This window comes from Halomonas halocynthiae DSM 14573 (assembly GCF_000425725.1).
GTDB lineage: Bacteria > Pseudomonadota > Gammaproteobacteria > Pseudomonadales > Halomonadaceae > Halomonas > Halomonas halocynthiae.
Genome location: NZ_AUDZ01000017.1, coordinates 1 through 22890, shown reverse-complemented (window position 1 = coordinate 22890; position 22890 = coordinate 1). Strand labels below are relative to the sequence as shown.

The following is a 22890-nucleotide window of genomic DNA, read 5'->3' as shown; positions in this document are numbered from 1 at the left end:
CTCCTAAAAATTTTTATCATTAAGGGTTCAGCGTATCCAGCGCTCGCTCAATTCGCGCCAGACCTTCTTTCATGACATCTGGCTCAGTGGTTAACGGCGGTAGTAGCCGAAGTACGTTACGGCGACGCCCACTGGGCATCAGCAAAACGCCCTGCTCCCGCCCTGCAACCAGCAGCGCCGCCAAGTGCTCTGCACCCGTAGCGTTAGCGGTATCGTTAAACACGATGCCACGCATGGCACCAACACCATTCAAACCCGCCAGCATGGGGTAGCGCTCCGAGTCGCACCACCTCTGGTATGCCTCTAGAATTAGCGCTTCCTGAGCCTCACCCCAGCGCTTCACGTTTTGCTCACTCATTAACGACATCACCGCTAGAGCGGACGCACAGGCCACCGCATTGCCTGAATACGTGCCACCTAAGCCACCTTTAGGCAACGCATTCATCACCGTCGACTTGCCCACCACGGCAGCCAGCGGCAGTCCGGCTGCCATGCTTTTGCCCATGAGTAGCACGTCTGGCTCAACCCCAAGGTGTGAAAAAGCAAAGCGCTCACCGGTTCGGCCAAAGCCTGATTGAATTTCATCGAAAATCAACACAATGCCGTGGTTATCGCATAGCGCTCGTAAGCGAGCAGCGAAATCAGCACACAGCAGGCGAAAACCACCCTCTCCCTGAACCGGCTCCACAATAATGGCCGCCACCTCATCGGCGGGAACCTCAACCTCGAACAGTCGCTCAATCGCGGCCATGGCCTGATCAGCATCGGTCTCACTGTCACGGCTGGGGAACGGCACGTGATACACGGGGCCAGGCAAGGTTCCTAGGCAGTTTTTGTAAGGCTTAACCTTGCCGTTCAGATTCAGTGCCGCCAACGTGCGACCATGGAAGCCATCATCGAACGCGATCACAGCCTGACGCCCCGTCGCGGCACGTGCCACTTTGAGCGCATTCTCGGTGGCTTCGGCACCACTGTTAGTCAACATGCAGGATAGGGGATAAGACACCGGAACAAACGCATCCAGCGCGCTGACAACATTCAAGTAGCCTCGATGCGGCAACGCATTAAAAGCAGAATGCATTAACGTTTCGACTTGCCCTTTAACAGCATCAACAACGGCGGGATGACAATGCCCAGCGTTAAGCACTCCAATCCCAGCAACAAAGTCTATATAGTGCTTGCCTTGCTCGTCCCAGACATCGGCATTACGGCCACGCTCGATACAGATGGGATGAACGATGCCAAGCGAGTCACTGACGTGCAGAAGTTCCATGTCACGATCCTGTTGATGGGCCATGTAAGTAATTGGTGGGCTACGCTTACGGGTAAAAGCAAGAGATAAAACAGCTCCTTTTATAAAAACAGACCCGAACCGCCTTGTTCAAACGAAAAAAAAGCCGCTATGCATTCCGAAAATTCGTGACTCTCACTGTCGCCCAGCCGCATAACAGTGAGGACGCCGCGAAAAGCATGAAATAATTTCATGGTATGATTCCAAACATTCTTTTGTGTCTGCGTCGGCATAGAACAACAATGCGCCAGATAAAACTGCACGAGCCCGCAATAGGCGCTGCGTTGAATGAGCCGACTGCCGCAAACGGCTTATATCCGTAAATTGCTGATTGAATGGCTTTCAGCCACATAACGCTAAACCACAATAGGAAGAATCCCATGACTCGTCTGCTTACCTCTGCCGCAATTGCCCTTGCTGCTGGCACACTTCTCAGCGGCTGTGGCGACGCTAGCACCAGCAAGCCCAACGTGGCTATCGGCCCACCTGCTAGCACGACACAGCAGGTTTCTCAGCTGATCCTCAGCGCTCACGGTGTAACAGAAGAAGACTACAGCGCTTACCAAGAAGGTTTTGGCGCGGCTCTTGATGGCGTGCAGGATGGCAACATCGACATCTCTATCGGTATCCTTGGTCTCCCATCAGGCAGCATCGAGAACCTTCAGGCTGCCGCAGGTGACGTGGTTATGCTCAACCTGACCGATGCCGCAATAGATAATATCGAAGCCAACAGCGACTATCGGCGCTTTGTCATCTCCAAGGATAACTATGAGTTCCTTGATGACGATGTGACTACGGTAACGGCCTACGCCGTCCTGGTGGGCAATACACACACTATCGACGACGAAATGGGCTATGAGCTGGCCCGCCTGATGCACGAAAAAGCCGATGAAAACACACACGCCCAATCAGCATTCATGACACTGGAAAATGCGTTGAATGGCGCCGACGGCATTCCGGTTCACCCCGGTGCCAAACGCTATTATGAAGAGCAAGGCCTGACGGTCGACGGCCCAGTCGCCGAAATCAACATCACCGAAGATAAAAATGAATACATTCTTGGCACCGGCAGCCAAGGCGGCACTTACTACCCGCTGGGTGGCGAGATGGCGACAATCTGGAACAACTACCTGAACGATGCCAACTTCACCAACATTGAAACTGGGGCGTCAATCGAAAACCTGGTCAGCATCCGTGACGACCGTATGGACCTGGGCATGACGGTACATGCGCCAGCGAAAGACGCGATTGAAGGTAGCGGTGAGTTTGACAGTGGTGCTATCGAAAACGTCGCGTTTATTGGCCACATTTACCCCGAGGTCATCCAGATTGTCACCCGCAAGAAAACCGGCATTACCAGTCTTGAAGACCTTGCCAAGTAAGCAGTTCAAGATAAGTCATTCTGGCGTAGTGGTAGCTTGTGTTACCACTACGCTTTCAACGAGAGACCAACACTGTGGATAAAAAAAAAGTCCTGCTGACTCAGAGGCACTGCTAAAAAAATACGACCGCGAAGCCAATGTCAGATCAGACATGGGCCGCTGGGTCTGGGCTGTCTCACTGCTTGGCATAGCCCTGTCGTCTTTCCATTTGTATACCGGCTACTTTGGTACTCTGCCTTCGCAGAAGCAGGGCGCGGTACATTTGGGCCTCGCGCTAGGCATGATCTTCTTGCTGTTTCCCGCATCTCGCAGCCAGCGTAATCGCAATCATGTGCCATGGTATGACGTGGTACTGGCTTTCGCGGCAACCTTCGGTGCGTATTATAAGATCCTGTTTTATGACGAAGTGCTTCGCGCACGAATTACTGGCTATACCGCTTTTGACCTGATTGTTGCTGGGCTAGGCGTTCTTTTTGTGCTGGAGGCGACTCGGCGCACCGTCGGCTTACCCATCGTGGTGGTTGCCTCACTGGCAATTGTCTACGCTCTCCTAGGCAACCATATTCCGACCCAGTTATTATCGCACCCAGGCTTCCCGCTCCAAGATATCGCGCCCTATTTGTGGTTTCGCGAAGGTGGCGTGTTCGGTACGCCACTACAAATCTCTGCCAAGTTCATCTTCTTATTCCTGTTCTTTGGCGTTGTGCTAATTCAAACCGGCGTAGGAAGCTTTTTCAACGATCTGGCCGTCGCTGCAACAGGACGCTTCACTGGCGGTACAGCTAAAGCCGCTGTCATTGCTAGCGCCCTGCAAGGCATGATTTCAGGCAGTTCGGTGGGCAACACCGTCGCGTCTGGCTCATTCACTATTCCGATGATGAAAAAAGCCGGCTTTCGGCCTGAAGTGGCAGGTGCCGCTGAAGCGTCAGCCTCAACCGGCGGCCAGATCATGCCGCCCTTGATGGGCGCAGCCGCCTTTATCATGGTTGAGTATGTCGGGGTTTCCTATCGCGAAATCATGTATGCCGCTTTAATTCCTGCGTTGATGTATTTCTGCGGTATCTTCCTTGGTGTTCACTTTGAAGCAAAGCGTAGCCGCATACTCGGCATTCCCAAAGACCAGCTGCCCAGCAAGCGCAAACTGCTACTTAGCCGAGGGTATATGCTGCTGCCCCTCGTGGTCATTGTGGCCACCGTCAGCGTCGGCTTCACCGCTCAGCGCGCTGCACTCTTAGGCATTGCAACAGCACTTCTTGTCAGCCTGCTACGCAAAGAAACCCGCCCATCGTTACCTGATTTGGTCAGGCTGCTCGACCGTGGCGCACGCGTGGCATTGCCAGTAATCGCCGCCGTAGCAACCGCAGGTATCATTGCTGGTGTCGTCGGCATGACAGGCCTAGGGGCAAAGTTTGCTGCGGGCATCATCAGCCTTGCTGATGGCACGCTAATCCTGGCGCTTATCTTTACCATGCTGGCTTGTATTGTGCTCGGTATGGGGCTGCCAACAACGGCCAACTACGTCGTTACTGCCACCATTGCAGCTCCAGCACTGATTAACGAGTTTGGCCTAGCGCCGATGTCAGTGCACCTGTTTGTGTTCTATTTCGGCATTGTGGCAGACATCACCCCGCCCGTTTGCCTCGCTGCTTATGCCGGAGCCGGTATTGCTGGAGCGAACCCCATGAAAACAGGGGTAACAGCACTCAAGCTTGCCATTGGCGCCTTCATCATTCCCTACGCCCTGATTTATAACCCAGCACTTGTGATGGTCGACCCCACTCCCATCGGACTTACCATCGCCGTCCTGCTCTTGGTGATCGGGTTGATCAGTGTCAGTGCGGCACTCATGGGCCACTTCGTGCGTGACACCCGTCCTTGGGAACGCTTGGTGCTGTTGGCATCAGGCATTGCCATGATTGCTCCCGAGCCACTGACCAGTGCCCTTGGTCTGGGAGCCCTAGCGCTTGTGGCATGGCTACAATCTCGCCGTCCTCAAGACCCTGGGCTCAGTCCAGTCGTCTCAAACAGCTAACCTCCACCCCGCGCCGACTCGGCGCGGGGCCCCCGACCCCACCCGAATGCGTTAGTATAAGGTGCCATTAACCAAGCGGTTTCCTGCCACCTTTTATGAGGCCATACGACGCCATGTCTCAGCCGCCGGATAACCTGATGAAGGCACGCCACTTACCTTCAACAACGACCCTGCAGTGTTTCGAAGCGGCGGCACGCCACTTAAGCTTTACCCGTGCAGCCGAAGAGCTGCACATGACACAAAGCGCGATCAGTAAACAGGTGGCTCAACTCGAAGACTATCTACAGCACAAGCTGTTTCGGCGCATTCGCCGTACATTGGTGCTAACACCAGAGGGTGCGCTCTATCTTGCCGAGGTACGCAAAATTCTTGCTCACCTCGAAATGTCAGCCAACACCATCATGACCTACAGTGACCGTAGCGAGGTGCTACGAGTGGCGACTCTGCCGACCTTCGGCATTCGCTGGCTTTCCGCGCACCTACCAACGTTCTTCGCCGCCCACCCGCGCATCACGTTAAATATTACTGACCGTGTCCAGACCTTTGACCTAGAACAGCAGGACATCGACGTTGCTTTCTTCCACGGCCATGGTCATTGGCCGAACCTAGAGTGTCACAAGTTATTTGACGAGGAGGTCGTCGCAGTGGGCTCGCCCAGCTACCTTGCCGACCAATCGCTGACGCGTGGTGAAGATTTAGCCCAGTGCCGCCTGCTTCACCTATCAACACGCCCAGACGCCTGGCACCGTTGGTTTGCCAGCCAGCAAATCACCTCCAACAGCAGCTATCACGGCACACGCTTAGAAACCTTTCAGATGTTAATTCACACCGTTATGGCTGGCGGCGGCCTAGCGCTGATACCCAAACTATTGATTGAACACGAGTTGGAGAGCGGCCAGCTGGCACTGGCTTGGCCCCATGCACTACGTCGCCCTGATGCCTACTACCTGGTATACCCAGAAAAACTAGGCGAACTCTCCAGAGTTCAGCATTTCGTCAGCCATATACTGGCCTGCGCCGAAGCCCACCAACCCCAGCGCATACAGCGAAAGCAACACTCGTCATTCAACGCCCTGCATGACCTTTTTGATCAAGGGCAAACACAGTAACAGCATAGCGCCACCCGTTAGGCCGATTGCCGCCATAACCAGAAAGTACGTAGCTTCCGATTCAGCTGTGTAGAAACTACCCAGTTCACCACCTGCAGCAAACCCCAGCGCCATAGAGATAAAGAATAGTGCCAACATCTGAGTTTGAAAGGCTTTAGGTGCCAGCTTGGTCGAAACCGATAACCCTATGGGCGACAAGCACAATTCGGCAAACGTGAAGCCCAGCAATAGAACCACTAACATCACCAGGGGCATAGTTTCTGCCAAGCCGCTCAAAAACGGCACAAACCCTAGAAACGTTAGACCAATCAAAAACATAGCAATAACAAATTTTCCAGCAGACGAGGGCTGGCGCTTACCCAAAGCGGTCCAGAGCCAAGCAAAAATGCCAGAAAAGATAATGATGGTAAGCGCCTGCAACGACACCAACCAACCTACCGGCACAGTAAAGTTGAATAACGTCCGATCTACTCGCTGATCAAAAAACGCTGTAATCACCGTGTAGACTTGGCTATATAGCGCCCAAAAAGCCGCACTGGTAAGAAACAGCGGAATAAAAGCATAAACGCGACGACGCTCTTCTACACTCACCCGCTGCGAACGTAGAATCACCCAAAAATAAACAATAGCCGCCAGCGCGATAATAACTAGCAGTACACTCGCTAAGTTATCTGCCCGAATCCAGTCCACAGCAACAGCCATAGCTACCAAAGCAACAACGACAACACCCGCAGCCGCGTAATATTTAACACTTCCTGCTGACAAGGGTGTTGGCGGAAGCTTCTGCTCATCAGGCAATGCCTTGCGGCCTTGAGTATATTGGAATAGACCCAACGCCATACCTGCAGCGGCAAGACCAAAGCCCAGATGAAAGCCAAAACTTTTCTGCAATAGCCCAGTCATCAGCGGGCCAACAAAGCCGCCAATATTGATGCCTAAGTAAAAAATAGAGAACCCAGCATCTCGACGCGGGCTACCAGGCGCATAGAGCGTACCAACCAATGAAGAGCAGGTCGCCTTCACCCCGCCACTGCCCAGCGCAATGCTTACCAAGCCAAAAGCGACCCCATACACTCCCGGCACAATCGCCAGCGCAATATGGCCAAGCATGACAATCATTCCAGAATAGAACAACGTCCGCTCAGCACCAAACACTCGGTCAGCAAACCAGCCGCCAAGAATTGCCGCCAAATAAACCCCGCTGCCGTAAGCCCCCACAACACCAATGGCGACCGACTGACTGATGCCCAACCCACCGCGCGCTGTCTCGTAATACAGATAAATAAGCAGAATCGCCTGCATTCCGTAGAACGAAAACCGCTCCCAGACCTCCATACCAAACAAAGTAGCAAGGGGCCTAGGGTGGCCAAAGAAAGTTCGCTCACCTTTTGCTTGGTGGCTATTTTGCGTGCCAGTCATTATTACTCCGCGGATAACTGTTTTATTAGCTGTCATGGGCTAGACAGCTATACAACTGATTAAAAGGCCTTCGACAGGAAAAATCACCATACATAGAGAGCCTGCGACGGGTCAAAAACGCGTGAGAAGCAAAAGCACTTCCCAGCAGAAAGCGCCATGCACCGCACTACTCTGCAGACAACATAATATCTCGCAACTGTTGCTCACTGAGCACTTCTATCCGCTGACCTTCAACAGTGATTGCACCACTTTCGCGCAATTTCGATAGCGAGCGTGACAACGTTTCTGGTGTCATAGCTAGCTGAGAAGCTAGCCAACGCTTAGGAATCGTTAAACGAACCACTCGTGGCTCACTGGATTCTGCATCAGTCAGTTCGCGTAAGAGATAACTTACTAGCCTAACCATGGCATCACCCTGGGTCATCAGGGCTAAGTCTTCCAAGCGGTTGGTAAGCTCAACGGCCAGTCGGCTCATGAATATCGCTCGGCACTTGGGGTTACGATCCATCAACTGACGACTTTGCTGTGCACTAATTGCCAGCAACTGGCTTTTGCGTAATGTCTGCGCTGAGTACAAGTACACACTAGGAATAGCCACCATACTAAGGTGCCCCAGCGGCCCGCCGCGCTCAACGCAGCGAATAGTAGCCTGACGCCCCTGATGGGTTTTACGCACTAACCGCATGGCCCCGTTGATGACAATATACAGCCAGTCAGCCGGCGTATCCTGCTCATACAGCCATTCACTGGTCTGCAACGCGTGAATACGAGCACCTCTCAACAGCGCGTCAACATCCGCATCGTCCAAATCGCTTAACCAAGGCACGTTTCGCACCAATCCCTGCAAACGTCCCGAGCGACGCACTAACATACTTGGCGCACTTACCGGCCCATCTCGCGCTGGAATCGTCTCCAACGACACCCCCTTCATCTTCCGTTTTTTAATCGTCAATACAGGCATCGGCTATCAACAGCAGAACGATGGGCTGACCCAACCAACACTGACCCAGACTAACAGGCTTCCTCATCGTTAGGCGGGGCTAACTATTGACACAAGTCATCCTTTTTGGACTTTACAAGTAAGCCAAGAAGCGCTTTTTCTTTATTCTAGAAATAATGTTCCACGTAGCCGATTTTCCCTAGTAATTAACGGGACTAATTAACTGGACTATCAGCCGCCTTTGCCATCAATACGGGGCGACATCAGCGGCACCGTGTAGTGAAACAGGAAGACCCCGTAAGCCAAACACCACAGTAGAATGCTCAGTGTGTAGGTCCAGTAGGTGATCTGTGGGAAGAAGACCAGCAGCGGCGAGCGAATCAATGCCGCCAGTAGCATCATGCTCAGTGCCACACCAATGCCCGGCAAGGTGCGAACAGGCCGTCCAGTATGGCCCTGTGACACTCGCGACATCATCGCCAACATCATGGTGCCCATGGCTCCAATGGTTAGCGCATGCACAGCAAGCTCCGTACGAAACATCCCCAGCAGCGACAACGCCCACATAGCAAGCCCCAGAGGAATGAACGCGTAGCTGCCATGCAGCCCCCACAGTAGTGGTTCGCTGCCGCTATGCAGCCCGCCCCACCGGGAAAGGGAAACCGCATTAGCCAGCGCAGCAATAATCAGCAATATCACCTGCGCACTATTAGGCAGCGGAATGCCTAGCACGATCAGTGCTTGGGCCAACACCACCGCAAAGGTACTGCCACGGGTCAGCCTGGCCAGAGCAGGCCAGGGAGCCGCACGTAGCCGCCCTAGTCGATTGGCCGTAAACATCTCAATCACCCGTCCGCCGACCACCACCATCAACAGCGTAATCAGCAGTACCGCCAGGTAAGCCGAGCGGCGAACCAGCAACGGATCACCATCAATTAGACCAGCGTGCATAACAACGTTGGCAGCGATCAGAAGCCCGAGTACCGGCAAAAAAATCAGGTTTTGCCAACGCTTGGCAGTAATCACCAGCCGCGCCATAATCAGCGCCACGACGGGCAGAAACAACAGGTCCACCCCCGCCACCAGCCACGATGCAGCGCTTGACGGAAACGCCATTAACACGCGCCCTGCCAGCCATAGCGCCACCAGCCCTAACAGCGGGCCACCTTTCAGGCTCGGCAGGCCAGTCCAGTTTTGCACCGCTGTCAGTAGAAATCCGCTTGCTACGGCGGCAGCAAAACCAAACAACATTTCATGCTGATGCCAGAACACCAAGCCACCTTGTGGCCGCAACACGATGGTGCCGTGCCAAAAACCCAGCCACACCAGCAGCGATACGATACCAAACAGGGAAGCGAGCAGAAAAAATGGCCGGAACGCTAACCGCATAACGGCTAGCTGAGCGAGCGGGGATGAGGTAACAGAAGAAGCCGGCATGGCACGCCCCCTGAAAGTCGCACTGAAAAACGTACCTGGAAAGAAACAGCAGAAAACACCCGAGTCAAATACGTGGTTATGGCTATTGTGCGGTATTTATCCTGCCGACCCAATAAGAGGCATAAAAAATACCTCTTTAAAGGGAGGCTCCCTTGGTAGCTATTCACTTTTTTCTACCAACCCCTCAATCAGCTTAGCTATCCCGTTGGCGAGTGCGCCTGAACCCAAATCAGAGTGAGCGGCATGGAGTCACCCATGCCACGTTACACCAAAGCACGCAAAACGATGCTATTCAAAAAGCGATTACCGTAAAAAAACGCTACAGAAGTCATCGTCGAGAGTCACCGTATCACGCCCAATGAAAAAGCAAACTAACCCACAATGATCACGGCACAGGATGCTACATGCATCACTCGATACGAGACGCTACCCACGACCAGGCTTTTGATGTTGCTGTTGCCGCGGCTTCCCATGACAACCGCATCAACACCCAAACGCCGAGACTCATCAAGAATGACCTGAGCCGGCTTGCCGGAAAACACAATCGGCTGTACCTGCTTGTTAGTTAAACCAACCCGCTCGCAGGCCTGTTCAATGACTGCACGCCCTTCTTTCTGCACTATTTCATCGGCATTGGTCGCAAGCAAACCAGCCGCTCTACCCATCGCATCATCAGCAAGCGGCGGGTCTTGAATATTGAGTGCGTAAAGGCTACCAGACTCAGGATCCACCAAATTGGCGGCCACTCGAAGTGCCTCACAAGACTGGTCTGACCCGTCGATAGGTACCAAAATAGATTGATACATATTTGTCTCCATGATTGCTCGGGTTACTGTCGTTAATACTTATTAACCAACCTACCATAGCTAAACACGGCCTGCCTGATTTGGATTACAAAGCACTCACGTAACCTTCAAGAGCAGCTTTCCACCCATTCCTGCATCACATCATTCATCATCGGGTTCGGCGCTTGCAGAAACGCGATCACAAAGCGGTCTTCAAACTCAGTGACACCTATCGAACGCGGCCGCGGTGCCATAGCCAATGCATTGGGCAGCTTCAGGCCAAAACAAAATACCAAGTGCTTGGCGGCAAGAATATCCGCTGCCACTTCCCCCTCGGGGAGCGATTTGGTATGCGCGTAGTGATCAAACTCGGCAATCACACAGGCGCGAGGATCAGCCTCCACTTTATTGCGAAAATAGCGAATAACGTCATCAACCGACACAAAGCGAGTCTCAGCTTTAAGCAGGTCAGCATGATGTGTTGGGTACTTATCCATAAAATGGGTGTACTGCATGAAAATCGCTCCTTGGGATAAATGTTACAAATGGAATCAAGCCTCGTTAGGTCCGAATAAGCGTTCGCTGAATTTCACATACCACGCCGCAGACTGCACCTGAATGATGTAAGCCACCGCAATGAATAACGCAGCATCGGTTCCCGCCTCGCCAAAAGCGTTCATAGCAAGTGCCAACGCAATCGACAGATTTCGCATTACCGTGCCATAGACCAGCGCAATAGCATCGCCGCGAGACAACAGCCGCTTAGCCACAAAAGTGCTGAAGACATAATTGAAAAAATAAAGCACCAACAGCGGTACTAGAATATCCAGCAGCATGGCAGGCTGAGACACTAAAACTGCGCCCTTGATGGCAATAGCAACAAACACAATGCCTAGCACACCAAGAGTCGATAATGGCGGGAACTTGGGTGCCCATTGTTTCTGGTAACCCTGTTGTCCATAACGACGAATCAAATAACGTTGGGTCAGTTGACCAGCCAGCATCGGCACAAACACGACCAAACCGATTTGTAGAAATACCGCACTTAGATTAACCGGCACGCTTTCGCCCATTAACCACTGCACATAAAACGGTGTAGCCAACGAGCCAAGAATCAAACCAAGTACCGTCATCTTGACCGCTGCAGCAAGATTGCCCTTGGCAAAACCTGTCTAAGCAATCGTCATACCGCTGGTTGGTAGTAGCGACGCCAACAGCAGGCCCAGCGCAAAATAGGGTTGATCAGGAAACCACAGTCGCCCCAGTGCCAACGCTACAAGCGGAATGATGCCAAAGTTAATCACCTGCGCCAGCAGCTGTGCTTTGACATCGCTACCTTCAAACAGCTTGCGCAACTTAAGGTTCACCATCATTGGATAAACCATTAGCAAGGTCAGCGGCACAATCAGCAGCTGCAACCAGTCCGTCGAACCAACCAGCCCGTACCCCAGCAACATCGCTACCGGAATAGCCAGGGTCAAGTTGCGAGTTATGCGAGAAAGCAGACTCATCATTAATAATGCTCTATTATCAAAATGTTACTAGAAGATACCGTAACAGCGTTTTGCAACCATGAACCAACGCGGCAAAGGGTGTTAGCACGGAGCAGAAATTCAGCATACAGTTTGTGGTAAAATATAATGTTTTTTATGATATAACAAAAACAGGAGAAATATTATGCGACATGAGCGCACACTGGATATCGAACGCCTTCACGAGAACGCTGATACGGCAGAGCGACTACTCAAGACACTAGCCAACCAAGACCGCCTGCTACTGCTATGCCAACTGTCGCAGGGCGAACATAATGTTGGCGAGCTACAAGATGCGCTGGATATTCAACAACCCACTTTGTCGCAACAACTAGCGGTATTGCGCCGTGAAGAACTCGTAGCAACGCGCCGAGACGGCAAACAGATTTACTACCGCATCAGCAGTGAACAGGCACTAGCCGTCATCCATGTGCTTTACGAGCAGTTTTGCGTTTAAACGCTGGCTACCACACAAGCGCGTCTCAAAAAAACAGAGGCAACCCGACGCGGCAAACTGCTGCCTCGCGACCCGGTTGCACTGGTCGACACCACCATCTGAGACGGCTATTGGCACGGAAGGCCCAGGATGAATAACAGCCACAAGGTAGCGAGCTGAGTGAAAACACTCACGCTTGAGTCAACAGCAACTCAAGCGCCAGCACCTACCATTTCCCCTTGTCGTCGAAAAGCACTGGCGATGGCTGATTAAAACGCCGGCCATCTCAAAGGCCGCCCCAGCCACGCAGCACCGCGCACACCGCTAGAGTCTCCGTGCTCCGCTCTGACGACGGGGGTTTGGCACTCTCCACCGAACACGTACTGTGGCAGTTTTTCCGGTAGCCCCTCATAGAGCTGTTTCACATTACTCATGCCGCCGCCCAGCACAATCACGTCTGGGTCTAGCACGTTAATAACAGCAGCCAGGCCGCGAGCCAGATGTTCCAGATAATGGGCCATGACCTCGGCTGCATCGGGATCACCGTTGCGCGCGTTGCTGGCAATATCAAGCGCGGGTAGCTGCTGGCCAGTCAAACGTTGATAGGTCAATGAAAGCCCGGTGCCTGAGAGGAAGGTTTCGTTGCAGCCATGGCGACCGCAGAAGCACGGGCGTGCGGCTAGCTCCGACTGTGACGTCCAAGCCAGAGGGTTATGCCCCCACTCTCCCGCCACACCATTAGGGCCGCTAAGAACCCGATCATTCACACTGATACCGGCCCCGCAGCCGGTGCCCAAAATCACCGCAAATACCATGCCATAATCTTTGCCAGCGCCGTCTGTCGCCTCAGAAAGTGCAAGGCAGTTGGCATCGTTGGTCAGGGTGACTGACCTTTGCAGCAAGCGGCACAGGTCATCCTGCATGGGCTGGCCGTTCAGCCAGGTGGAATTACCATTTTTCACCCTTCCGGTAATGCCAGACACGCTACCTGGGATGCCAACCCCCACCGGCAACCCTGTCACGCCAACCTGCGCCTCGGTTTCCCGCACCAATAAACCAATAGTTTCAAGAGTGGCACGGTAGTCGCCCGCAGGCGTAATAACACGCTTTCTAAAGTGCTCCTTGCTATGCCGATCGAGCAGGATAACTTCCGTTTTAGTGCCACCAAGATCAATACCGATCAGCCAATCACTGTGCATGACGCACGTCTCCTTGTGCCTTTGGTGAAAGGCAGAACGCCGCATTTTGCTCAACACCCTGCTGCTTTTATCCGCACTTGGACCAACCGCAACCGGCGTAGCAGGTGGGGCAGCCGTCCATCATGATCAGCTCGCCGTTACACTCGGGGCAGTGCCCCACCACAACGGGGCCGCCATTGCTGGCTTGCGCCTCCTGTTCAGCACGTTGGATTTCTTCATCGCTGGGCGGCTGCCAAGCGTTGCCACTAGCCAGCCGCTGCGAGTAGCGAACCACCAGATCCTCTACCGGCACTTGCAAGCCGTCCTCATCAAGGAAACCGCGGCGATATAGAATCTGTTGAATCGACCAGGCAATGGCAGCCACTTCGGAGTCGTGAAAAACCGGCTTGCCATAGCGATTCCAGCCGCAGCGCACCAATCCCTTATCCCAGGCTACCTTGCGCAGGTCGGCCACTGCCTGAGTGACGTAGCCGCCGCGTGCAGCCAGCGACAGGCTGCGCATGGTGGCAGTAATCCACTGATGCTCACTGGACAACTGCCCCGACGGGAAGAAAAACTCCACTGGGCGCTCAATGACGACGCGTTGGCCGTTAATAACGCCCTCCACAGGCATGAATGACACCAGCAGATAAACTTTCTTGCGGCCCTCAGCCCCGACGTAGGAAATTTTTTCCGATACCGCCTCCAGCGTGCCTTCAGGGCGCGAAGGAATACGCACGGTCAGCGGACTATCGTCAGCCAATGGTGCAGGTGCAGGCACGTCTTCCGGCTTTTTGACACTATATGCAACAATCTTTGACGTGATCTCGACGGCCATCAGAGGGCTCCTTCAGAAGGTTGTGCTGTGGCGCTCACGCAACGGCCAGTCACGGCCGCCTCGGCGAGCGCAGTAGATCGTGACTTACCACTTGCCATAAGTGCCTTCCTTCAACGCATCGTACAAATTAGCTGCATTATGCTCTTCGCCATCATAGATCACCGTCTCATCACCACTCAGCTCAACACGCTCGCCATTCTCCAGGTCAAACACATAGGTAGTGCTCTTGAGATCATCTTCGCGCACTAGTACACCTTGGAAGGCCTCGGGATTGAAGCGGAAGGTGGTGCAGCCCTTAAGCTTGCTGGCGTAGGCGTCTAAATAGAGCCCCTTGAACTCATCAAACGGAAACTCAGTCGGCACATTAACGGTTTTAGAAATGGCCGAGTCAACCCAAGCCTGAGCAGCGGCTTGAACAGCCACGTGCTGTTTAGGCGAGACCGAGTCGGCCGTAATAAAGTAGGCGGGCAGGTCGCTCTCTACGGCATCAGCGGCAATGAAATGACGATAGGCGGCCAGCTCAAAAGAGACGACTTCGACCTGCTCCTTGGTCTTTTTACCCGACTGGATCACGTTGCGGTAATAGCGGTGCGAGAACGATGGCTCAATGCCATTAGAGGCATTATTACCCAACGACAGACTGATGGTGCCGGTCGGTGCAATTGAGCTGTGGTGAGTAAAGCGTGCCCCTTCTTCCGCCAGCGCAGCTACCAGCTCCGGCTCAACGTCGGCAATTTTCTGCATGTAGCGGCTGTAACGTGCGAGCAGAATGCGACCCGGCAGTTTGTCACCCACCTCATAACCATCGGCGGCCAGCTCTGGGCGAATGCGCAGCATCTTTGGCGTCAACTCGTATTCTTTTTTCAACGCCGGAGCCATACCTTTTTCACGTGCCAGCTCAAGCCCTTGCTTCCAGCCTTCGATGGCGAGATTACGGCTGATCTCTTCGGTAAAGGCCAGCGATTCGGCCGAGCCGTAAGGAATCTTAAGCATGGTCAGCGTTGACCCCAGACCCAGAAAGCCCATGCCGTGACGGCGCTTGGCTTCGATCTCGCGGCGCTGGCCTTCCAGCGGCAGGCCGCTGATTTCTACTACGTTATCGAGCATTCGCGTAAAGATGGCAACCACCTCGCGGTAACGCGCCCAATCAAAGCTCGGGCTATCGCCGAAGGGGTCGATAACAAAGCGGGTCAGATTGACAGAACCCAACAAGCACGCCCCCTCTGGCGGAAGAGGCTGCTCACCGCACGGGTTGGTTGCGCGGATTTCCTCGCAGAACCAGTTATTGTTCATGCGATTGACTTCATCGATAAGGATGAAGCCTGGCTCGGCGAAGTCGTAGGTCGAGCGCATGATAGTGTCCCACAGCTCGCGCGCCTTGATCACATCAACAATACGGCAAGCTACACGCCCTTCAGCATCAACGGTGTAGTCGTCTTCAATTATCGGCCAGTCGCGGTAAATCAGCTCATTTTCGCTAACATCACCCTTCTCGCCGCCATGCAGTGGGAAGGCCAACGGCCAATCCGCATTATTCTTGACCGCTTCGATAAACTCATCGGTAATCAGCAGCGAAAGGTTGAACTGGCGCAGACGACCCGCTTCACGTTTAGCTTCGATAAACTCGCGCACATCTGGGTGGCCGACATCGAAAGTGCCCATCTGAGCACCACGACGGCCGCCGGCAGAGGCTACGGTGAAGCACATCTTGTCGTAGATATCCATGAACGCCAGCGGACCGTTAGTCCCCGCACCCGCACCAAACACAAAGGCACCTTTATGGCGCAACGTAGAGAAGTCGTAGCCAATACCGCAACCCGCCTTAAGCGTCATACCAGCATCAACAACACTGCTCAGAATATCGCGCATGGAATCACGGATGGTGCTGGAAACCGTGCAATTAATCAGACTAACCGCCGGTTTAAAATCCTCGGCGCCAGCATTGGACATAATGCGTCCAGCGGGAATCGCGCCGTTTTCCAGCGCCCAACGAAACTTCGGTAGCCAAACCTTGGCGTTATCGCCTTCCACTGCGGCCAGAGCCCTGGCGACGCGCTCCCAAGTGGCGCTAACATCTTTGTCCACCGCAGCACCATGGCGATCCTTGAGACGGTATTTAGCATCCCAGATATCACGCGAGGGCTCTTGCATTGGCACCTCGTTGGACAACGTTACTGCGTTGGTGGACGTACTCATGCGGATTAGCTCCGTAAAAATCAGTTAACAAGCAATCAGGCGCTATGCGCCAGCTTTTTCAAGCGAATCAGTAGCTCAGCAAACGGCGCGCCTTCTTCACGGCCATCGAAAAGTTTTTGGTCAGCAGACCAATCTTGGTGCCGGTATCGGTGTCGCCTTCACTCGACAAGCGGCGCTGAAACAACAGACCCTCAGGCTCTTTTCGTCGCGTCACCACACAAAACGTTCAACAAATCTACCCATATTCGCCAGGCACCCGCGCGATACACTAACGCCTATCAAGCACTTATCCTTACGTTTGTTTTTTCGCCTACCAAGATAGTTAAAGCACAATATATAGGCGAAAGAATAAAAACAAGCACTACATAGGGTAATATTTTGTAAAAAACAGCGTTATTCATTTGACAATTTAACACCCCAGCAACGGCGGCGATCGCACGGTTTGGAATACGGCTGTGGGAAACACCAAGCTGTCTTGCGTGGTGTTAGCCAAAGTGCGTATACCCCATGCGGTTGATGCATAGCACAGCTTGGCCGTATAGTGACGGCCCCACTTATTTCGCCGAGATTGCACACATGGACTACATTCACGACACCCTCTCTGGTCTGCGCGCCACCAGCCCAGCACAAAGTGAGTTCTACCAGGCTGCTGAGGAAGTTCTGGAATGCCTACGTCCATTACTTCAGAGTAACCCCCGCTATCATGAACACAGCATCATCGAACGGATGGTTGAGCCGGAACGACAAATCATGTTTCGCGTTTGCTGGGTCGATGATCACGGGCGCGTTCAAATCAATAAAGGTTATCGTGTTCAGTTCAACTCGGCCTTAGGTCCATACAAGGGTGGCCTGCGCTTTCACCCCAGCGTGAATGCCAGCATCATCAAATTTTTGGGCTTCGAGCAAATCTTCAAGAATGCACTAACTGGGCTACCCATCGGCGGCGGCAAAGGCGGTTCCAACTTTGACCCCAAGGGCAAGTCTGACGGCGAAATCATGCGCTTTTGCCAAGCTTTCATGACCGAGCTGTATCGCCATATCGGCCCAACCCGCGACGTGCCAGCCGGCGACATTGGTGTGGGCGCTCGTGAGATTGGCTACCTGTATGGCCAATACAAGCGCATTACCGCACGTTACGAAGGCATTCTGACTGGCAAGAGCTTAAACTGGGGCGGTTCATTGGGGCGCAAGGAAGCAACCGGCTACGGGGCGGTTTACTTCGCTCAGAATATGTTGGCTGCCCGTAAAGAAGATCTACGTAGCAAAACTTGCTTAGTGTCAGGTGCTGGCAACGTCGCAATCTACACTATCGAAAAGCTCTATCAATTGGGCGCCAAGCCCATCACCTGCAGCGACTCTGGCGGCACGATCCATGACCCCCGCGGCATTAACCTTGAAACCCTTAAGCGTCTCAAGGAAGTGGAGCGCGCGCCGTTGACTAAGTATGCCGAGCAGCATGCTGAATCGACCTATATTCCCAAAGGGGATTACCCAGACGACGGGCATGCCGTATGGCGTGTCAAAGCAGATGCGGCCTTCCCTTGTGCCACACAAAACGAGCTGACGCTATCCGATGCAAAAGCGCTAACCCATAACGGTGTGTATTGCGTGAGCGAAGGGGCCAATATGCCCTCTACCGCAGATGCCGCAAATCACTTCATCGCCTCAAAAATTGCCTATGGCCCAGGCAAGGCAGCGAATGCTGGTGGAGTCGCCACCAGCCAGCTGGAGATGGCTCAGAACAGCAGTATGGAGCAGTGGTCCCTTGAGAAAGTTGATGCTAAGCTCCAGGCGATTATGGCTAATATTCACCAAAGTTGTGCGACCACAGCAGAAGAGTTCAATGAGCCACACAACTTGGTGCTAGGCGCCAATATCGCCGGATTCCGTAAGGTGGCTGATGCCATGATCGAGCAGGGTGTCTGCTGATTCAACCGTCGCTACTAAACCCCAGGCGATGACAATCTCTAACTGGAGAGGTCTATCATGCTGAGAACGCTCTACTCAAAAAGACGCTGCCATGCTGTTATTTGCGGCTTGATGCTGGCTCCCGTTAGCCTGCTGACACTCAATGACGCCGAAGCCTGCACACGCTTTATTTACCAAGGCATTGATAACGAGGTCATGACAGCTCGCTCCATGGATTGGAGAGAAGATGTTGGAACCAATCTATGGGTATTTCCACGCGGCATGGAACGCTCTGGCGAGGCGGGCCCCAACTCTCTCGAGTGGACGTCAAAATATGGCAGCGTAATCAGCTCAGGCTACGACATTTCCACCACTGATGGCATGAACGAAGAAGGCTTGGTTGCCAACATATTATGGCTTGTTGAATCGTCTTACCCTGAATACGATGGCAGCTCACCGGGGCTGACCATCGCTGCTTGGGCACAATACATGCTCGATAATTTCGCCACGGTGGAAGAGGCCGTAGCGGAGCTGGAGAAAGATCCTTTCACTCTGGTAACCGACAACGTTCCAGGGCAAGACAGGCTGGCTACCCTGCACCTCGCGCTTTCAGACGCGTCCGGTGATAGCGCTATCATCGAATATATTGATGGTCAGCGCGTTGTTCACCATAGCAACGACTTCCAGGTAGTCACCAACTCTCCAACCTTTGAACGACAGCTCGCCATCAATGAATACTGGCAACAGATAGATGGCACCGTCATGTTGCCCGGGACTAATCGTGCCTCTGACCGCTTTGCTCGCGCCTCGTTCTATGTCAATGCAGTACCCAGAACAGGCAATACGAGAGAATCCTTAGCCAGTGTATTTAGCGTCATCCGTAATGTGTCGGTACCATTTGGTATCACAACACCCGACCAACCCAATATTTCATCTACTCGCTGGCGCACCGTGTCCGACCAGAAAAACAAGCGCTATTTCTTTGAGTCAGCGCTGACACCGAACGTCTTCTGGGTAGACATGGAGCAACTGGACTTCTCTGAGGAAAATGGCAAGGTCTTAAAACTTGACCTTGGGCCCCATCAGAGAAACATCTACTCAGGCATGGTGAATAGTGAGTTTGAGGAGTCCAAGCCGTTCAAGTTTTTAGGTATCTGAATACTGGGTATCTAAAGCAAGGCTGTCTAAACCAGGCACTATTTAACAGGAGGCCCGCCACAAGGCGGGCTTTTTTATAATTTTTTATATAAACACGTCTCAAACAGTACGGGAATATCGCCCAGCACTACGCGTTAAGTACGCATCAAAAACCATTGCTGCATTACGCATCATCAATCGCCCTGCTGGCAACACCTCAACCGCTGTGTCGCTGATATTAACCAGCCCGTCATCCGCCATTTCCTGCAGTTCTTGCAGCGCATCAGCGAAGGTTGTTTTGAAGTCGATGCCATGAGCCGCTTCAATGACTGCGAAATCCACACTGCCGTGACACATCAACGTATTGATTACGTCACGGCGCAGCATATCATCGGCGTGCAGGCGATAGCCCCGCATAATAGGTAGCCGGCCTTCTTCAAGCCGAGCCTGATATTGGGCAGTTTCCTTAACATTCTGGCTATAACTATCACCGACTTTACCAATCGCCGTGACACCAAGGCCGATAAGGTCGCAATCGGCATGAGTGGAATAACCCTGGAAATTGCGCTGCAAACTGCCATTTTCCTTAGCCAACGACAACTCATCGTTGGGTAGCGCGAAATGGTCCATACCAATATAGAGATAACCGGCTTCTGTGAGACGCCGAATCGTCAGCTCCAACAGTTCCATTTTTCGCTCTGGCGGTGGCATATGCTCAGGGCGAATCAGGCGCTGAGCCTTGAACAGCTCAGGCAGGTGAGCGTAGCTGTAGGTAGCGATGCGGTCTGGACGCAGAGCAATAATTTTTTCCAACGTCGTATCAAAGCTGGCAACTGTCTGTAATGGTAAACCATAGATCAGATCCACACTGACCGACGCAAAATCAGCCTCACGAGCAGTCGCTACCAGCTCAATCACTTGTTCTTCACTCTGAACACGATTGACGGCTTCCTGAACGCGACGATCAAAATCCTGCACACCAAAACTTAAACGGTTAAAGCCAAGCTCGCGTAGCTCTCGAATTTGCTCCGGTGTCACAGTCCGCGGGTCAACCTCCAAGGAAAACTCACGTGCCTCCGGTTCAGCAAAATGAAAGGCCTCATCCAGCGCTGCCATCAGCTCACCGAGTTGCGCATTACTGAGGAAAGTCGGAGTGCCGCCCCCCAAATGCAATTGCGTCATATAACGCGAGTCATCAAACAGGGCGCCTTGCATGTTAATTTCATGCTTCAGCCACTCTAGGTACTCCGCCGCCCGCTCATGGTTGTGAGTAATAATCTTGTTACACGCGCAGTAGTAGCACAGGCTTTCGCAAAACGGGATATGTATATAAGCCGATAGCGGCTTAGGCGACGCTACCTCGTTGCTACGCCGAGCAGCCTCACGATAGTCATCCTCAGCAAATGCTGTCTGAAACTGAGGCGCCGTAGGATACGACGTATAACGCGGTCCTGGACGGTCATATTTTTCGACCAACGGGCGAATGAACGGAAGCGTATTAAACATGGCAGAATCAGGCCTCTTGGAACGAGAACCACCGACGTGGTCGGTAGCATATGAATGAATTATGCCAGTCTTAGCGTTAGCCGTGGACTTCCTTCAAGAGATAGATGACCTGGATCAACAATGCCTTTATAGGCACGTCGTTTCGTGCCGAAACCCTCAGGCTATGGCAAAATATTATGATTATTTAACTTGGATTCACCTTCAGCTCAGCCATTAGCCATTAGCCATTAGCCATTAGCCATTGTGTAGGGACACTCATGCGCCTGACCCATTTCACGGACTACTCACTGCGCGTGCTGATCTATTTGGCGCTAAAAGGTGAAAAGCGCTCCACCATTGCTGACATCGCCGAGCGCTTTTCCATTTCTCGTAACCATCTGATGAAAGTGGTTCAAGAACTCAGCCATTGCGGCTATATCACAGCAATTCGTGGTAAACATGGTGGGCTACTGTTGCAGCGAGTTCCTGAAGCCATCGCTCTGGGTGAGTTAATACGCCAACTCGAAAATGGCTTTACGCTAGTGGAATGCTTTAGCGACAATAATCAGTGCGCGATTACGCCCGCCTGCCAGCTACGCTTCATACTACAGGATGCCCTGAACGCCTTTCTTGAGGTTTTGGACCGCTACACCCTAGCCGACTTACTGACCCATCAAGAACCAGCACTGATCAAGCTATTGCAACTTGACGCGTCACCATCGAAACCATAGCTGAACGATGTCATCACATTACAGTCTCAAATCCCCCTTTTGCCCTAGCACTTGCAAGGAATCAATCTGACTCATGCGCTCTATGAAGCTTTTCTCGCAACGGGCTCTCCAGCACACAATGCTATGCCTAACGTCACTCGCTTTAACTAGCCAAGTACAGGCAACCAATTTCAATATCGGTGATATCGAGTCTCACGGACGCTGGAAATCACTGGTGCTATCACTGGGGGATGAGCACTATGCACGCGCTCTGGACGATAGCAGCTATGCTGACTCTATCTTAAGCATTAACGCTCGCCCAGGCCATTGCCAGCAACCTTGGGTGGAGTTACGCGTCAGGCTTCAAGAAAATCAAGCCCAGAGCGAAATACAGAATCACGTGGCGGCAGACATACGAGTTGATGAGCAGCCGATCCATAGCGGCAGTGTTGCCTTTATTACCAATCGTGGAGATGACGGTTTCTATGCTCGTTTCAACCTGGAAGAAATGACACTGCTACTGAATGAGATGACCACAGGAGAAATCATGCGAGTTCGCATGATGCGTAGTGAAAATGATCCTTGGTTCATGGCCTTTGGCTTAGAAGGTGCCAAACAAGCAATAGAGCGCATGAACCAACTCTGCGAGAGTCCCTCTTTATAGACTAGCCCTTGATGGGCTAACCCTTGGCCTACAAACATATAACAGCTTACGTAGCCGTTTGGCGATAACTCAAACACCAACTCCAGGACCAACCCCAGGCATAAAAAAAGCCCCGAGCGCGTTGCGCTCGGGGCTTTTGGTATAAGTGCCTGACGATGACCTACTCTCGCATGGGGAGACCCCACACTACCATCGGCGCGGAGCGGTTTCACTACTGAGTTCGGCAAGGGATCAGGTGGTTCACGCACGCTATGGTCGTCAGGCGAAAAGGGGTAAATCATGCTGTGAGATCGTCTCAACAGGCCACTGTTGGCACTGTAGTTGCGTATCCGGCCGTGTGTCTCGTGATCAAACGGCTTGGGGTTATATGGTCAAGCCTCACGGGCAATTAGTACCGGTTAGCTCAACACC

Annotated in this window: 20 protein-coding genes, 1 rRNA gene and 1 pseudogene; 9 read left to right on the top strand and 13 right to left on the bottom strand. The window is 52.9% G+C overall.

Annotated features, from left to right (window positions below; all coding sequences use genetic code 11):
* Window positions 1–19 precede the first annotated feature (19 nt).
* Entirely contained in the window at window positions 20–1273 is a 1254-nt protein-coding gene (locus tag H616_RS0104885; RefSeq protein ID WP_027966356.1) for a 2-aminoadipate transaminase, read from the bottom strand.
* Window positions 1274–1671: 398 nt separating this feature from the next.
* On the opposite strand from H616_RS0104885, the gene H616_RS0104880 reads away from it, so the two are divergent.
* The 3 genes from H616_RS0104880 to H616_RS14205 all read left to right on the top strand — a co-directional run bounded on the left by H616_RS0104880 (window position 1672) and on the right by H616_RS14205 (window position 5814).
* Window positions 1672–2673: a TAXI family TRAP transporter solute-binding subunit gene (locus tag H616_RS0104880; RefSeq protein ID WP_027966355.1), complete on the top strand. Its 1002-nt coding sequence runs from the start codon at window positions 1672–1674 to the stop codon at window positions 2671–2673.
* A 151-nt stretch (window positions 2674–2824) separates the two neighbouring features.
* Window positions 2825–4705, top strand: coding sequence for a TRAP transporter permease (locus H616_RS0104875; RefSeq protein ID WP_084155723.1), 1881 nt, complete (start codon window positions 2825–2827; stop codon window positions 4703–4705).
* 137 nt (window positions 4706–4842) lie between these two features.
* Entirely contained in the window at window positions 4843–5814 is a 972-nt protein-coding gene (locus tag H616_RS14205) for a LysR substrate-binding domain-containing protein (protein ID WP_084155727.1), read from the top strand.
* Here the strand turns inward: H616_RS14205 and H616_RS0104865 are convergent.
* The 3 genes from H616_RS0104865 to H616_RS0104855 form a co-directional block, all read right to left on the bottom strand.
* Window positions 5767–7233 (bottom strand): peptide MFS transporter, encoded by a 1467-nt coding sequence (locus tag H616_RS0104865; RefSeq protein ID WP_027966353.1) that lies wholly within the window; start codon window positions 7231–7233, stop codon window positions 5767–5769. The genes H616_RS14205 and H616_RS0104865 overlap by 48 nt on opposite strands.
* A 166-nt stretch (window positions 7234–7399) precedes the next feature.
* Window positions 7400–8194 carry a Crp/Fnr family transcriptional regulator gene (locus H616_RS0104860; RefSeq protein ID WP_240470534.1) on the bottom strand — a complete coding sequence of 265 codons (795 nt, stop codon included), beginning with the start codon at window positions 8192–8194 and terminating at the stop codon, window positions 7400–7402.
* A 210-nt stretch (window positions 8195–8404) separates the two neighbouring features.
* The gene (locus tag H616_RS0104855; protein WP_027966351.1) at window positions 8405–9610 is read right to left on the bottom strand and encodes an NnrS family protein; all 1206 of its coding nucleotides are present in this window, start codon (window positions 9608–9610) and stop codon (window positions 8405–8407) included.
* On the opposite strand from H616_RS0104855, the gene H616_RS15535 reads away from it, so the two are divergent.
* Window positions 9609–9848 carry a hypothetical protein gene (locus tag H616_RS15535; protein ID WP_156906422.1) on the top strand — a complete coding sequence of 80 codons (240 nt, stop codon included), beginning with the start codon at window positions 9609–9611 and terminating at the stop codon, window positions 9846–9848. The genes H616_RS0104855 and H616_RS15535 overlap by 2 nt on opposite strands.
* A gap of 133 nt (window positions 9849–9981) precedes the next feature.
* On the opposite strand, the gene H616_RS0104850 is transcribed toward H616_RS15535, so the two are convergent.
* The 3 genes and pseudogenes from H616_RS0104850 to H616_RS15680 form a co-directional block, all read right to left on the bottom strand.
* Complete coding sequence (locus H616_RS0104850; protein ID WP_027966350.1) at window positions 9982–10416, bottom strand: universal stress protein; 435 nt, start codon at window positions 10414–10416, stop codon at window positions 9982–9984.
* A gap of 107 nt (window positions 10417–10523) precedes the next feature.
* A complete protein-coding gene (locus tag H616_RS0104845) occupies window positions 10524–10910 on the bottom strand; it encodes a DUF6858 family protein (RefSeq protein WP_027966349.1) in 387 nt (128 codons plus the stop codon).
* 36 nt (window positions 10911–10946) lie between these two features.
* Window positions 10947–11780 (bottom strand): annotated as a pseudogene (locus H616_RS15680) (arsenic resistance protein).
* A gap of 292 nt (window positions 11781–12072) precedes the next feature.
* Here H616_RS15680 and H616_RS0104835 point away from each other — a divergent pair.
* Window positions 12073–12384, top strand: coding sequence for an ArsR/SmtB family transcription factor (locus H616_RS0104835; RefSeq protein WP_027966348.1), 312 nt, complete (start codon window positions 12073–12075; stop codon window positions 12382–12384).
* Between the two features lie 248 nt (window positions 12385–12632).
* Here the strand turns inward: H616_RS0104835 and H616_RS0104830 are convergent, their stop codons facing one another.
* The 4 genes from H616_RS0104830 to H616_RS15530 all read right to left on the bottom strand — a co-directional run bounded on the left by H616_RS0104830 (window position 12633) and on the right by H616_RS15530 (window position 16789).
* Complete coding sequence (locus H616_RS0104830; RefSeq protein WP_027966347.1) at window positions 12633–13562, bottom strand: ROK family protein; 930 nt, start codon at window positions 13560–13562, stop codon at window positions 12633–12635.
* A 67-nt stretch (window positions 13563–13629) separates the two neighbouring features.
* Window positions 13630–14379, bottom strand: a complete 750-nt coding sequence (locus tag H616_RS0104825; protein WP_027966346.1) for a hypothetical protein — start codon at window positions 14377–14379, stop codon at window positions 13630–13632.
* Between the two features lie 84 nt (window positions 14380–14463).
* Window positions 14464–16575: an adenosylcobalamin-dependent ribonucleoside-diphosphate reductase gene (locus H616_RS0104820; protein ID WP_035572611.1), complete on the bottom strand. Its 2112-nt coding sequence runs from the start codon at window positions 16573–16575 to the stop codon at window positions 14464–14466.
* Between the two features lie 67 nt (window positions 16576–16642).
* The gene (locus tag H616_RS15530) at window positions 16643–16789 is read right to left on the bottom strand and encodes a hypothetical protein (RefSeq protein ID WP_156906421.1); all 147 of its coding nucleotides are present in this window, start codon (window positions 16787–16789) and stop codon (window positions 16643–16645) included.
* Between the two features lie 362 nt (window positions 16790–17151).
* On the opposite strand from H616_RS15530, the gene gdhA reads away from it, so the two are divergent.
* Window positions 17152–18504 (top strand): NADP-specific glutamate dehydrogenase, encoded by a 1353-nt coding sequence (gene gdhA / locus H616_RS0104810; protein WP_027966344.1) that lies wholly within the window; start codon window positions 17152–17154, stop codon window positions 18502–18504.
* Window positions 18505–18561: 57 nt separating this feature from the next.
* Entirely contained in the window at window positions 18562–19641 is a 1080-nt protein-coding gene (locus H616_RS0104805) for a linear amide C-N hydrolase (protein WP_240470532.1), read from the top strand.
* A gap of 99 nt (window positions 19642–19740) precedes the next feature.
* Here H616_RS0104805 and hemN read toward each other — a convergent pair whose 3' ends face one another.
* The gene (hemN, locus tag H616_RS0104800; protein WP_027966342.1) at window positions 19741–21126 is read right to left on the bottom strand and encodes an oxygen-independent coproporphyrinogen III oxidase; all 1386 of its coding nucleotides are present in this window, start codon (window positions 21124–21126) and stop codon (window positions 19741–19743) included.
* Window positions 21127–21383: 257 nt separating this feature from the next.
* On the opposite strand from hemN, the gene H616_RS0104790 reads away from it, so the two are divergent.
* Together H616_RS0104790 and H616_RS0104785 are read left to right on the top strand one after the other, a co-directional pair.
* Complete coding sequence (locus H616_RS0104790) at window positions 21384–21836, top strand: Rrf2 family transcriptional regulator (protein ID WP_027966341.1); 453 nt, start codon at window positions 21384–21386, stop codon at window positions 21834–21836.
* Window positions 21837–21909: 73 nt separating this feature from the next.
* On the top strand, window positions 21910–22479 hold the full coding sequence (locus tag H616_RS0104785; RefSeq protein ID WP_051233983.1) for a hypothetical protein: 570 nt from the start codon (window positions 21910–21912) through the stop codon (window positions 22477–22479).
* Window positions 22480–22626: 147 nt separating this feature from the next.
* Here H616_RS0104785 and rrf read toward each other — a convergent pair.
* Window positions 22627–22742 (bottom strand): 5S ribosomal RNA (gene rrf, locus H616_RS0104780).
* Window positions 22743–22890: the final 148 nt, after the last annotated feature.